This window comes from Streptomyces cinereospinus (assembly GCF_042430725.1).
GTDB lineage: Bacteria > Actinomycetota > Actinomycetes > Streptomycetales > Streptomycetaceae > Streptomyces > Streptomyces cinereospinus.
Genome location: NZ_JBHMCY010000014.1, coordinates 43481 through 55153, shown reverse-complemented (window position 1 = coordinate 55153; position 11673 = coordinate 43481). Strand labels below are relative to the sequence as shown.

Sequence of the window (11673 nt, the reverse complement as noted above, 5' to 3'; positions counted from 1 at the left end):
GCCGCCGTCCGCACCCCGCACGCGCGCGTGCCCTGCGTCGGCCGCGACGGCCACCGCCCCCGGCGTCTCGTGCGTGAACGTCTCCACCAGTGCCGCCAGCACCGCCACCAGCCCCCGCCCCCCGGCGTCCACCACCCCGGCGCGCTCCAGGACGGCCAGTTGCCCCGGCGTCGCGGCGAGCGCGGCGCGGGCCCCCTCGTAGGCGGCCCGCGCGACCGTCCCGCAGTCGCCCTCCGCTCCCCCGGCCGCGTCGGCGGCGGCCGAGGCGACCGACAGGACCGTGCCCTCCACGGGGTGCGCCACGGCCTGCCGGGCGGCGTCCGCCGCGCGCCGCAGCGCGAGCCGCAGGCCCGGCCCGTCGGCGCGGGCGTTCCCGGCGTCGGCGGCGAGCACCTGCGCCATGCCGCGCAGCAGCTGCGCGAGGATCGTCCCCGAGTTGCCCCGCGCGCCGATCAGCGCGCCGTGGGCCATCGCCCGCGCGGCCTCGGCCAGCGAGGGGCACCCGGAGCCGGCCGCGTCGACCTCGTGGGCGGCGAAGGCCGCCTCCACCGCGGCCGCCGCCGACTCGACGGTCAGGTACAGGTTGGTGCCGGTGTCCCCGTCCGCGACCGGGTACACGTTGATCGCGTCGATCTCCTCGCGCGCGCGGCCGAGCGCCTCCAGGGCGAGGCCGCACCAGGCGCGCACCGCGAGAGCATCGAAGAATGTCTGCGGCACCTGCGCCACCTGCGCCTCCTTGGACTGCCCGGCCGATCATGTCGCAGACGCGGGTTCTGGCTGCTGGACGTGGGACGCAGCGTAGCCCCGGAGCCGGGGCCCGCCGGAAGAGGGCGGGGGCGGCCCTGCCGGCAGCCATGGTAATTTCGTTCTACGGACGCAGCCGTTGTATGCTGCTCCGGTTGCCCGATCCTGATCGGGCCATTCCCCTGGCAGCGCCACTCAGATCTCAGATCGCTCGCAAGAGCCTGGAATCTCGATCCCGGCATGCCGGGATCAACCGTAAGTGCATCTGAAGTCTTTGGAGTGACCCGTGGCTGCCAACTGCGACGTCTGCGGCAAGGGGCCGGGCTTCGGCAACAACATCTCGCACTCGCACCGCCGTACGTCCCGCCGCTGGAACCCGAACATCCAGCGTGTGCGTACCGTGGTCGGCGGGACGCCGAAGCGCGTGAACGCTTGCACCTCGTGCATCAAGGCCGGCAAGGTCTCGCGCTGACGCTCGGCTGAGCGCGCGGCCACTGCTGGTTCGCCGCACTGAGCCGGTCCACCTCAGGTGGACCGGCTTTTTGCTGCACCCCCGCCCCCGCACCACCCGCCCGTCCCACGGGTCCCAGGCGCCTCCGGCGGAGCCCGAACGCCCCGCGCCGGGCTCAGCCCCGGAACCGCCACCCGTGATCCACCGGCCCGATCCCCCCGCCGAGCGCGAAGCCGGCCGCGATCGCCCCGGTGACGTACTCCTTGGCCGCCCGGACCGCCTCCGGCACGGCCAGCCCCTTCGCCAGCCCCGACGCGATCGCCGAGGCCAGCGTGCAGCCCGTGCCGTGCGTGTGCCGGTTGTCGTACCGGGGCGCGCGCAGCCAGTGCTCCGCGGAGCCGTCGGTGAGCAGGTCCACCGCCTCCCCCGGCAGGTGCCCGCCCTTGATCACGACCCAGCGCGGGCCGTACGCCAGCAGGGCCGCCGCCGCCCGGCGCATCCCGTCCTCGGACTCGACCCGCACCCCGGTCAGTTGCACGACCTCGTCCAGGTTCGGCGTCACCACGGTCGCGGCGGGCAGCAGCCGCGTCCGTACCGAGTCCAGCGCGGAGGCCGCCAGCAGCGGGTCGCCGTGCTTGGAGACCCCCACCGGGTCGACCACGGCGGGCGCGTCCGTCCCGGCGATCAACTCGGCCACCGCCTCGACCAGTTCCGCCGAGGCCAGCATGCCGGTCTTGACGGCCTGGACGCCGATGTCGTCCACGACACTGCGGTACTGGGCCCGCACGGCGTCGACGGGCAGCTCCCAGGCGCCCTGCACCCCGAGGGAGTTCTGCGCGGTCACCGCCGTGACCACGCTCATGCCGTGGACGCCGAGCGCGAGCATCGTCTTCAGGTCGGCCTGGATCCCGGCGCCGCCGCCGGAGTCGGACCCGGCCACGGTCAGCACCCTGGGTGGCGCGCTCATGACTCCATCCCTCCGAAGTGGTCCCAGCCGCCCTTGGTGGTCCAGGGCGCCCCGTCGACGGTCACCTGTGGCAGCGCGGACGGGTTGAGCACCTCGCCGATCACCTTCCACCGGGCGGGCAGCTTCACGTCCGGCGGGAAGGTCGCCACGATCGCGTGGTCCTCTCCGCCGGTCAGCACCCACTGGAGCGGGTCGACGCCCACCGCCTGTCCGATGTCGTGCATCTGCGAGGGGATGTCGATCGCGCCGGAACGGACGTCGATGCGGACCTTGCTGGCCTCCGCGATGTGCCCGAGGTCGGCGATCAGCCCGTCGCTCACGTCGCACATCGCGGTCGCGCCCAGCCCGGCCGCCGCCGGACCGGCGTGGTACGGCGGCTCGGGGCGCCGATGGGCCTCGACGAAGGCGCGCGGCGAGCGGAAGCCGCGCGAGAGCACCGCGTACCCGGCCGCCGACCAGCCGAGCCAGCCGGTCACCGCGACGAGGTCGCCGGGCTGCGCGCCGGCCCGCGTCACGGGCTCCTGGTTGCGCAGATCGCCGAGCGCGGTGATCGACACCGTGATGGTGTCCCCGCGTACGACGTCGCCGCCGACCACCGACGCGCCCGCCACCTGGCACTCGTCGCGCAGCCCGTCCATCAGCTCGGTCGGCCAGGTGACCGGCAGTTCGGCCGGCACGACCAGTCCGAGCAGCAGCGCGGTCGGTACGGCGCCCATGGCGGCGATGTCCGCGAGGTTCTGCGCGGCCGCCTTGCGGCCCACGTCGTACGCCGTGGACCAGTCCCGGCGGAAGTGCCGCCCCTCCAGCAGGATGTCGGTGCTGGCCACGACCCGGCGGTCGGGCGCGGCGACCACCGCGGCGTCGTCGCCGGGGCCGACCCGCACCGCCGGGGTGGTGGTGAGACGGGAGGTGAGCTCCCTGATGAGCCCGAACTCCCCGAGCTCACCAACCGTGCCCTTCATTGCCCTTACGCCCCTTCTGTCCCTGTGTGTGCCCGGTCGCGGATCACCAGTGTCCTCGATACGGTCGAAGTGACCGCCGACCGGTCCCCCTGACCGCCGACGCGGTCGCAGTGTCCTTCACCGTCCGCCGTGCCCGCACCCCGGCACGCGTGCCCCGGCTGCCGCAGGTCTCCCCGTGGCGAGCGGCGACGCGATACCGTGGCGTTCCTTTTCCCCACATGATCCTCGTGGCCGCCCTGGAGGTTCCGTGGTACAGGCGTACATCCTGATCCAGACGGAGGTCGGCAAGGCGTCGACCGTCGCCGAGACGATCGGCAAGATCCCTGGGGTGATCCAGGCCGAGGACGTCACGGGTCCGTACGACGTCATCGTGCGCGCCCAGGCCGACACCGTCGACGACCTGGGCCGCATGGTGGTCGCCAAGGTCCAGCAAGTGGACGGCATCACCCGCACCCTGACCTGCCCGGTCGTCCATCTGTAGTCCCCGTCTACCCTTGGCCGGTGAACATCTCCCGTCACCGGCTCATCGGTCTGCCCGCGTCCGCGCTGCTGATCGCTGTCGCGGGCTGCTCCTCAGCAGACGACCGTGCGAGCGTCGCGGTTCCCCGTCCGTCCCCGGCGGTCACCGAGCTGTGCCGGAACCTGGACGAGGCACTGCCGCGCACGGTGGACGGTCTGAGCCGGAACGACCCCGAGCCCGAGTCCGTGCTCACGGCGGGTTGGGGAAGCCCGGTGATCATACTGCGCTGCGGGGTGGTGCGGCCGCCGAAGATGACCGACCCGAAGGTCGCCGAGGGCCGCGATCCAAACGCCGTGGCGGGGGGCGTGAACGGCGTCGACTGGCTGCAGGAGGAGCGCGACGGCGGCGGCTACCGGTTCACCAGCGCGAACCGCACGGCGTACGTCGAGGTGACCGTCCCGGAGGGGCGGGACAGCGCGTCCGTGCTGGTGGACCTGGCCTCGGCGGTGAAGTCGGCGGTCCCGGAGGGGATCGCCGACTAGAGCCGCGGCACCAGGGGCGTCTCGTCGGTCCGGCCGGACGGGGCCGGATCAGGGGTGCGTCACCTGAGCCCGGTCGGGCGCCGCAGGGCCGCCTGGATCAGGCGGTCCACCAGCTCCGCGTACGTCACGCCGCTCGCCTGCCACATCTGGGGATACATCGAGATCGGCGTGAAGCCGGGCATGGTGTTGATCTCGTTGATCACGAAGTCGCCGTCCTCGGTGAGGAAGAAGTCGGCGCGGACCAGGCCCTCGCAGGACGCCGCCTCGAACGCCTCCACGGCCAGTCGCTGCACCTCGGCGGTCTGCTCCGGCGTCAGCGGGGCCGGGACCACGCCGGGCGTGGAGTCGATGTACTTGGCCTCGAAGTCGTAGTACGCGTGCGCGTCCGGCGGCGGGATCTCGGCGGGGACGGACGCGCGGGGGCCGTCCTCGAACTCCAGGACGCCGCACTCGATCTCGCGCCCGCGCACCGCCGCCTCGACGATGATCTTCGGGTCGTGCCGCTGCGCCTCGGCGATCGCCTCGTCGAGACCGTCGAAGGACTCCACCTTGGTGATGCCGATCGAGGACCCCGCGCGCGCGGGCTTCACGAAGAGCGGCCAGCCGTGCTCACCGGCGAACTCGGCGATCCGCCGCCGCGCGCCGGCCTGGTCCCGGTCCCACTCGCGCGGCCGGACCACCAGGTACGGGCCCACCCGCAGCCCGAACGAGGCGAACACCCGCTTCATGTACTCCTTGTCCTGGCCCACGGCCGAGGAGAGCACGCCCGACCCCACGTACGGGACGCCGGAGAGCTCCAGCAGCCCCTGGAGGGTGCCGTCCTCGCCGTACGGGCCGTGCAGCACCGGGAAGACCACGTCGACCTCGCCCAGCGCCTTGGGCACGGACCCCGGCTCGCTGTAGACGACTTCGCGGTCGGCCGGGTCCACGGGGAGCACGACGCCGCCCTCGCCCGCGTCGGTGAGATCCTCGACGCTGGGCGTACGGCGGTCGCTGATCGCCATCCGCTCCGGCTCGTCGGCGGTGAGCGCCCACCGGCCGTTCTGGGTGATGCCGATCGGCAGGACCTCGTACTTGGTCCGGTCGACGGCCCGCAGTACGGCGCCGGCGGTGACCACGGAGATCCCGTGTTCGGAGCTGCGCCCGCCGAACACGACGGCCACACGCGGCTTGCGGGACGGCTGCTCGGGGCTCTGGGGGAGGTTCTCGGTGCTCATATCGCGATGAGAGTACCCGGTGGTAGAGGCCGGGGGCAGCGTCCCCCGCGGCCGCGTCGCCCGGCGTCGCTCAGCGTCGTTCGGGCTTCGCGCTGCGCGACATCAGCTCCTTGAGGGCGACCACCGGGGGCTTGCCCTCGTGCACGATGCCGACCACCGTCTCGGTGATGGGCATGTCGACGCCGTGCCGTCGCGCCAGATCGAGCACCGACTCGCAGGACTTGACGCCCTCGGCGGTCTGCCGGGTGACCGCGATGGTCTCCTCCAGGGTCATGCCCTTGCCCAGGTTGGTGCCGAAGGTGTGGTTGCGCGACAGCGGCGAGGAGCAGGTGGCGACCAGGTCGCCGAGGCCCGCCAGGCCGGAGAAGGTCAGCGGGTCGGCGCCCATCGTCAGGCCCAGCCGGGTCGTCTCCGCCAGGCCGCGGGTGATGAGCGAGCCCTTGGCGTTGTCGCCGAGGCCCATGCCGTCGGCGATGCCCACGGCCAGCCCGATGACGTTCTTGACCGCGCCGCCGAGTTCGCAGCCGACCACGTCGGTGTTGGTGTACGGGCGGAAGTACGGCGTGTGGCAGGCGGCCTGGAGCCGCTGGGCGACCGCCTCGTCGGTGCAGGCCACCACGGAGGCGGCCGGCATCCGGGCGGCGATCTCGCGCGCCAGGTTGGGCCCGGTGACCACGGCGACCCGCTCCGCGGGGACCTTGGCGACGTCCATGACGACCTCGCTCATCCGCATGGCCGAGCCGAGTTCGACGCCCTTCATCAGCGAGACCAGCACGGTGCCGGGGGCCAGCAGCGGCGCCCAGTCCGCGAGGTTGCCGCGCAGGGTCTGCGAGGGCACGGACAGGACCGCGAAGTCCGCCCCGGCGGCCGCCTCGGCCGGGTCGGTGGTGGCGCGCAGGCTCCCGGGGAGCTCGAATCCCGGGAGGTAGTCGGGGTTGGTCCGGCCGGAGTTGACGGCCTCGGCGACCTCCGCGCGACGTGCCCACAGGGTGACCTCGCACCCCGCGTCGGCGAGCACCATGCCGAAGGCCGTGCCCCACGAACCGGCGCCGAAGACCGCCGCCTTGACCGGCTTGCTCACGTGCTCTGCCCCTCTTCCGCACCGGCCTGACCGGCCGTTTCCCGACCCACCGCGCCGGCCGTGCCCCGGCGGGGTCCACCCGCGGTCTCCCGGCCGGGCTGGTGCGCCGCCGTCCGGCGCCGCTGCTCGATGCGTTCGCGCTTCGGGTCGTACGGCGTCTCGGGTGCCCGTTCGCCGCGGATCTCCTCCAGCTGGCGGGTGATCGCGGCCATGATGACCTCGGTGGCCTCCTTGAGGACCTCGGCGGTCATGTCCTTGCCGTAGAAGCGCGAGAGGTCCACCGGCGGGCCGGCCAGCACGCGGGAGGTCTTGCGCGGCAGGAGGCGGGGCTTCGTGGCGTACGGCGGCAGCAGTTCGTTGGCGCCCCACTGGGCGACCGGGATGACCGGGCACTTGGTCTTCAGCGCGACGCGCGCGGCACCGGTCTTGCCGGTCATGGGCCAGCCGTCCGGGTCGCGGGTGATGGTGCCCTCGGGGTAGAAGGCGACGCATTCGCCGCGTTCCACGGCGTCGATCGCGGCCCGGAAGGCGCTCAGCGCGTCCGTGCTCTCCCGGTAGACGGGGATCTGCCCGGTGCCGCGCATGGCGGCGCCGACGAATCCCTTCTTGAAAAGGCCGCTCTTCGCCAGGAATCGCGGAACCCGCCCGGTGTTGTACTGAAAGTGCCCATACGCCAAGGGGTCGGCGTGCGAATTGTGGTTGACCACGGTGATAAAGCCGCCCTCGGCCGGAATGTGCTCCATTCCGCGCCAGTCCCGCTTGAGCAGAACCACCAGCGGAGGTTTGCAGATCACCGCGGCGAAGCGGTACCAGAAGCCGATTCTGCGGCGGGGCACGCGGACACCTTCCTGCTGGGGCCTGGGGCCGCACAAGTGTCGCCCCAGGCCGTCGGTCTGTCGAGGACACCGTACGCCTCGTGGCTCCGCGCGCCGGGGGTCCCGGGGGACAATGGCCGCGACAAGAGAGGGACGGACGCTCGTGCAGTGGACCTTGGTGATACCGGTGAAGTCTCTGGCGCGGGCCAAGAGCAGGCTCGCCGACGCCGCCGGCGACGGACTGCGCCCGGGTCTCGCCCTCGCCTTCGCGCAGGACACGGTGGCCGCGGCGCTGGCCAGCCCGGCGGTGCGGGATGTGGCCGTCGTCACGGACGACGCGCTGGCCGGCCGGGAGCTGGCCGCGCTGGGCGCCCGGGTCGTCGCCGACGAGCCGGGCGACGGCCTGAACGCGGCGCTGGCGCACGGCGCGGCCGCCGTACGGGCCCGGCGCCCCGCGTGTCCGGTCGCGGCCCTGAACGCCGATCTTCCCGCGCTGCGGCCGGCGGAATTGGCCCGGGTGCTCGACGCGGCCGCGGAATTCCCACGTGCTTTTCTCCCGGATGCCGCGGCGATCGGCACGACGCTGCTGGCGGCCGCGCCGGGCCAGGAATTGAGTCCGGCATTCGGCACCGATTCGCGTGCCCGCCACCGCTCCGCCGGGGCGGCGGAACTTCGTCTCGCGGAGGTGGATTCCGTACGCCAGGACGTGGACACCGCCGACGACCTGCGCGCGGCACTGGCGCTCGGGGTGGGGCCGCGCACGGCGGCGGCCGCGCGGCTGCTGATCCCCGGGCAGTAGGCTGGCGCCATGCACGCGACCGCCTACACGTACGACGCCGAGACGCGCAGCGGGCAGGTGCTGCTCGACGACGGCACCCCGGTGCCCTTCGACGCGGCGGCGTTCGACGCGGGCGGGCTGCGGCTGCTGCGGCCGGGGCAGCGGGTGCGGATCGAGGTGACCGGGCCGAAGGGGAGCCCGCGGATCACCCTGGTGACGCTGCAAACGTTCTGACCTGCGCCGGAACACGCCGCGGGCCGGGCTCCGACACGGAGTCCGGCCCGGCGCGTGAGTACTCCTGCGCCCCGTCTACTTCTGGGCGGCGGTCTTCTTGGCCGTGGTCTTGCGGGCCGACGTCTTGGCGGGGGCCTTCTTCGCCGTCGCCTTCTTGGCGGGGGCCTTCTTGGCGGTCGCCTTCTGGGCGGTGGTCTTCGCGGCGGTGGTCTTGGCGGTCGCCGTGGCCTTCTTGGCGGGCGCCTTCTTCGCCGTGGTCTTCTTGGCGGCGGCAGCCGTGGTCTTCGCGGCCGCCGGGGCCGTCGTCTTCTTCGCGGCGGTGGTCTTCTTCGCGGCCGCCCTGGTGGTCTTCTTGGCCGCGGCCTTCTTGACCGTGGCCGCCGCGCCGCCGGTCAGGCTGCCCTTGGGGGCCTTCTTGACGGCCACCTCGCCGCCGCGCGGAAGCTTCTTCGAGCCGCTCACCAGGTCCTTGAAGCCCTGGCCGGCGCGGAACCGCGGCACGGAGGTCTTCTTGACCCGAACCCGCTCGCCCGTCTGGGGGTTGCGGGCGTAGCGAGCCGGACGGTCGACCTTCTCGAACGAACCGAAGCCGGTGACGGAGACCCTCTCACCTGCGACGACCGCGCGGACGATGGCGTCCAGTACATGGTCGACAGCATCGGCGGCCTGCTGGCGGCCGCCCATCTTGTCGGCAATCGCTTCTACGAGCTGCGCCTTGTTCACGTCTTCCCCTTCGGAGACATCGCCAGAACGAAAGTGTTCAAGCTTTTCGCACGTTAGGCAGATATATACCGCAAATCAAACACGAAACGGGCTAATCACCCTTGTGCCGCAACCGACTCGGCTGTCTCTGACGTGATTCAGCCTTCCTCTGCGGGGAATCGCCCCGCGTCGAGGTCGGCGGTGAACCGCTCGAGGCGCTGGGTCGCATCGGCGAGATCGTGCTTGGCCGCGGCCGTGATGACCAGCAGCTTCCGGGTCAGCGCCATCCGTACGCCCTCCGGGACTTGCAGTGCGCGCACCCTGGAGTGCGCTTCCTTGAGCCGGTCCGCGACTGCCGCATAGAGCTCGAGTTGGCCGTCGTGTTCCATGCACAGATTGTGCCATCTGGGGCGAGTTGTCGCCCGCCCGGGGGGCAACTGACGCCTCCAACGCCCCTCCGGGGCACCGCGTGAGCGACGCTGTCAAGACTCCCCTACCCCAACAACACCCGTCCTAACGTGGCATGTTGGGGGTACGCGCGGTGCCGGGCGGGGTCGTCCGGAGGTGAAAAAAGGCCGCACCCCCGATCGGGCCGATCGGGGGTGCGGCAGGGGTGTTGGGTGGCCGAAAGTCGCCGCCGCGGGGGCGAAGGTTCAGACCTTCAGCGTGCGCGGCTTGTAGGCGGGACGCCCCGCCTCGTAGGTGGCGATGTCGTCCTCGTTCTGCAGCGTGATGGAGATGTCGTCCAGCCCGTTCAGCAGCCGCCAGCGGGAGTTCTCGTCCAGCTCGAAGGAGGCGGTGACACCCTCGGCGCGCACCTCGCGCCGGACCAGGTCGACGGTGATCTCGGCCTCGGGGTCCGCCTCGGTGAGCTCCCACAGCCGGTCCACGATCTTCTGCTCCAGGACCACCGTGAGCAGGCCGTTCTTCAGCGAGTTGCCGCGGAAGATGTCGGCGAACCGGGAGGAGATCACGGTCTTGAAGCCGTAGTTCTGCAGCGCCCAGACGGCGTGCTCACGGGAGGAGCCGGTGCCGAAGTCGGGGCCGGCGACCAGCACGGTCGCGCCCTGCCGCTCGGACCGGTTGAGCACGAACTCCGGGTCCTTGCGCCAGGCCTCGAACAGCCCGTCCTCGAACCCGTCCCGCGTGACCTTCTTGAGCCAGTGGGCGGGGATGATCTGGTCGGTGTCGACGTTGGAGCGGCGCAGCGGGACGGCCCGGCCGGTGTGCGTGGTGAATGCTTCCATGATCCTCAGACTCCAGCGGGCGTACGGGTCTCGACATCGGACAGGTCGGCCGGGGAGGCCAGGTGTCCCAGGACCGCGGTCGCGGCGGCGACCTGCGGGGACACCAGGTGCGTCCGTCCGCCCTTGCCCTGCCGGCCCTCGAAGTTGCGGTTGGAGGTGGACGCCGAGCGCTCACCGGGGGCCAGCTGGTCGGGGTTCATGCCCAGGCACATCGAGCAGCCCGCGTGCCGCCACTCGGCGCCGGCCTCCTTGAAGACCACGTCCAGGCCCTCGGAGACGGCCTGGAGGCCGACCCGCGCGGAGCCCGGCACGACCAGCATCCGTACGCCGTCGGCGACTTTGCGGCCGCGCAGCAGGTCCGCGGCGGCGCGCAGGTCCTCGATGCGGCCGTTGGTGCAGGAGCCTACGAAGACGGTGTCCACCGCGATGGACCGCAGCGGCTGCCCGGCCTCCAACCCCATGTACTCCAGGGCCTTTTCGGCGGCGAGGCGCTCCGAAGCGTCTTCGTACGAAGCAGGGTCGGGGACGGACGCCGAAAGCGGCGCGCCCTGGCCGGGGTTGGTGCCCCAGGTGACGAACGGCGACAGCCCTGCGGCGTCGATCACGACCTCGGCGTCGAACTCGGCGTCGTCGTCGGTCCGCAGCGTCCTCCAGTACGCGACCGCCGCGTCCCAGTCGGCGCCCTCGGGGGCGTGCGGGCGCCCCTTGAGGTAGGCGAACGTGGTCTCGTCGGGGGCGATCATGCCCGCGCGGGCGCCGGCCTCGATCGACATGTTGCAGATGGTCATCCGGGCCTCCATCGAGAGCTTCTCGATGGCCGGGCCCCGGTACTCCAGGATGTAGCCCTGGCCGCCGCCGGTGCCGATCCTGGCGATGATCGCCAGGATCAGGTCCTTGGCGGTGACGCCGTCGGGCAGCTCGCCGTCGACGGTGATCGCCATGGTCTTCGGGCGGGCCATCGGCAGCGTCTGGGTGGCCAGCACGTGCTCGACCTGCGAGGTGCCGATGCCGAACGCCAGCGCGCCGAAGGCGCCGTGCGTGGAGGTGTGCGAGTCGCCGCAGACCACCGTGGTGCCGGGCTGGGTCAGGCCCAGCTGCGGGCCGACGACGTGCACGACGCCCTGCTCGACGTCGCCCAGCGGGTGCAGGCGCACGCCGAACTCCGCGCAGTTCTTGCGCAGCGTCTCCAGCTGGGCGCGGGACACCGGGTCGGCGATCGGCTTGTCGATGTCGAGGGTGGGGGTGTTGTGGTCCTCGGTCGCGATGGTCAGGTCGAGACGGCGCACCCGGCGGCCGCTCTTGCGGAGGCCGTCGAAGGCCTGCGGGCTGGTCACCTCGTGCAGCAGGTGCAGATCGATGTAGAGGAGGTCGGGCTCGCCCTCGGCGCGCCGGACGACGTGGTCGTCCCAGACCTTCTCCGCGAGTGTCCTACCCATCGCTTTCCCTCCGGCCGGCAATAAGGTGCGCCGACCC

The 11673-nt window shown here is 72.4% G+C and carries 15 protein-coding genes; 5 read left to right on the top strand and 10 right to left on the bottom strand.

What is annotated here, in order from left to right:
• Nucleotides 1–726 (bottom strand): DAK2 domain-containing protein (locus tag ACFF45_RS09970; RefSeq protein WP_381344753.1); only part of this gene is annotated, 726 nt, incomplete at its 3' end.
• 304 nt (nt 727–1030) lie between these two features.
• On the opposite strand from ACFF45_RS09970, the gene rpmB reads away from it, so the two are divergent.
• Complete coding sequence (gene rpmB, locus ACFF45_RS09965; RefSeq protein WP_003993230.1) at nt 1031–1216, top strand: 50S ribosomal protein L28; 186 nt, start codon at nt 1031–1033, stop codon at nt 1214–1216.
• A 154-nt stretch (nt 1217–1370) separates the two neighbouring features.
• On the opposite strand, the gene thiD is transcribed toward rpmB, so the two are convergent.
• Both thiD and ACFF45_RS09955 read right to left on the bottom strand, forming a co-directional pair.
• Nucleotides 1371–2162: a bifunctional hydroxymethylpyrimidine kinase/phosphomethylpyrimidine kinase gene (gene thiD / locus ACFF45_RS09960; protein WP_381344750.1), complete on the bottom strand. Its 792-nt coding sequence runs from the start codon at nt 2160–2162 to the stop codon at nt 1371–1373.
• Nucleotides 2159–3124: a thiamine-phosphate kinase gene (locus ACFF45_RS09955; RefSeq protein WP_381344748.1), complete on the bottom strand. Its 966-nt coding sequence runs from the start codon at nt 3122–3124 to the stop codon at nt 2159–2161. Before ACFF45_RS09955 ends, thiD begins: the two co-directional genes overlap by 4 nt.
• A 247-nt stretch (nt 3125–3371) precedes the next feature.
• On the opposite strand from ACFF45_RS09955, the gene ACFF45_RS09950 reads away from it, so the two are divergent.
• Both ACFF45_RS09950 and ACFF45_RS09945 read left to right on the top strand, forming a co-directional pair.
• Nucleotides 3372–3605, top strand: a complete 234-nt coding sequence (locus ACFF45_RS09950; RefSeq protein ID WP_029384521.1) for an Lrp/AsnC family transcriptional regulator — start codon at nt 3372–3374, stop codon at nt 3603–3605.
• Between the two features lie 20 nt (nt 3606–3625).
• Nucleotides 3626–4126: a DUF3515 domain-containing protein gene (locus ACFF45_RS09945; RefSeq protein WP_381344745.1), complete on the top strand. Its 501-nt coding sequence runs from the start codon at nt 3626–3628 to the stop codon at nt 4124–4126.
• A 59-nt stretch (nt 4127–4185) separates the two neighbouring features.
• Here ACFF45_RS09945 and ACFF45_RS09940 read toward each other — a convergent pair whose 3' ends face one another.
• The 3 genes from ACFF45_RS09940 to ACFF45_RS09930 form a co-directional block, all read right to left on the bottom strand.
• Entirely contained in the window at nt 4186–5343 is a 1158-nt protein-coding gene (locus ACFF45_RS09940; protein WP_381344743.1) for a D-alanine--D-alanine ligase family protein, read from the bottom strand.
• A gap of 70 nt (nt 5344–5413) precedes the next feature.
• Nucleotides 5414–6424 (bottom strand): NAD(P)H-dependent glycerol-3-phosphate dehydrogenase, encoded by a 1011-nt coding sequence (locus ACFF45_RS09935; protein ID WP_381344741.1) that lies wholly within the window; start codon nt 6422–6424, stop codon nt 5414–5416.
• Nucleotides 6421–7260 carry a lysophospholipid acyltransferase family protein gene (locus tag ACFF45_RS09930; protein ID WP_381344739.1) on the bottom strand — a complete coding sequence of 280 codons (840 nt, stop codon included), beginning with the start codon at nt 7258–7260 and terminating at the stop codon, nt 6421–6423. Before ACFF45_RS09930 ends, ACFF45_RS09935 begins: the two co-directional genes overlap by 4 nt.
• Nucleotides 7261–7402: 142 nt before the next feature.
• Between ACFF45_RS09930 and cofC the strand changes: the two genes are divergently transcribed.
• Both cofC and ACFF45_RS09920 read left to right on the top strand, forming a co-directional pair.
• Nucleotides 7403–8038, top strand: coding sequence for a 2-phospho-L-lactate guanylyltransferase (gene cofC, locus ACFF45_RS09925; protein ID WP_381344736.1), 636 nt, complete (start codon nt 7403–7405; stop codon nt 8036–8038).
• 9 nt (nt 8039–8047) lie between these two features.
• Entirely contained in the window at nt 8048–8251 is a 204-nt protein-coding gene (locus tag ACFF45_RS09920) for a hypothetical protein (protein ID WP_381344733.1), read from the top strand.
• A gap of 75 nt (nt 8252–8326) precedes the next feature.
• Here ACFF45_RS09920 and ACFF45_RS09915 read toward each other — a convergent pair whose 3' ends face one another.
• The 4 genes from ACFF45_RS09915 to leuC all read right to left on the bottom strand — a co-directional run bounded on the left by ACFF45_RS09915 (nt 8327) and on the right by leuC (nt 11636).
• A complete protein-coding gene (locus ACFF45_RS09915; protein WP_381344730.1) occupies nt 8327–8974 on the bottom strand; it encodes an HU family DNA-binding protein in 648 nt (215 codons plus the stop codon).
• A gap of 137 nt (nt 8975–9111) precedes the next feature.
• Nucleotides 9112–9342, bottom strand: coding sequence for an SCO5555 family protein (locus ACFF45_RS09910; protein ID WP_381344728.1), 231 nt, complete (start codon nt 9340–9342; stop codon nt 9112–9114).
• A 264-nt stretch (nt 9343–9606) separates the two neighbouring features.
• Nucleotides 9607–10200, bottom strand: a complete 594-nt coding sequence (leuD, locus tag ACFF45_RS09905; RefSeq protein ID WP_381344725.1) for a 3-isopropylmalate dehydratase small subunit — start codon at nt 10198–10200, stop codon at nt 9607–9609.
• A 5-nt stretch (nt 10201–10205) separates the two neighbouring features.
• Nucleotides 10206–11636: a 3-isopropylmalate dehydratase large subunit gene (gene leuC / locus ACFF45_RS09900; protein ID WP_381344722.1), complete on the bottom strand. Its 1431-nt coding sequence runs from the start codon at nt 11634–11636 to the stop codon at nt 10206–10208.
• Nucleotides 11637–11673: the final 37 nt, after the last annotated feature.

What these genes read in the sequence shown, in the direction of transcription:
- thiD (WP_381344750.1), bottom strand. Translation starts at nt 2,162, where the DNA reads ATGAGCGCGCCACCCAGGGTGCTGACCGTGGCCGGGTCCGACTCCGGC.
- ACFF45_RS09955 (WP_381344748.1), bottom strand. Translation starts at nt 3,124, where the DNA reads ATGAAGGGCACGGTTGGTGAGCTCGGGGAGTTCGGGCTCATCAGGGAG.
- ACFF45_RS09940 (WP_381344743.1), bottom strand. Translation starts at nt 5,343, where the DNA reads ATGAGCACCGAGAACCTCCCCCAGAGCCCCGAGCAGCCGTCCCGCAAG.
- ACFF45_RS09920 (WP_381344733.1), top strand. Translation starts at nt 8,048, where the DNA reads ATGCACGCGACCGCCTACACGTACGACGCCGAGACGCGCAGCGGGCAG.
- ACFF45_RS09910 (WP_381344728.1), bottom strand. Translation starts at nt 9,342, where the DNA reads ATGGAACACGACGGCCAACTCGAGCTCTATGCGGCAGTCGCGGACCGG.
- leuD (WP_381344725.1), bottom strand. Translation starts at nt 10,200, where the DNA reads ATGGAAGCATTCACCACGCACACCGGCCGGGCCGTCCCGCTGCGCCGC.
- leuC (WP_381344722.1), bottom strand. Translation starts at nt 11,636, where the DNA reads ATGGGTAGGACACTCGCGGAGAAGGTCTGGGACGACCACGTCGTCCGG.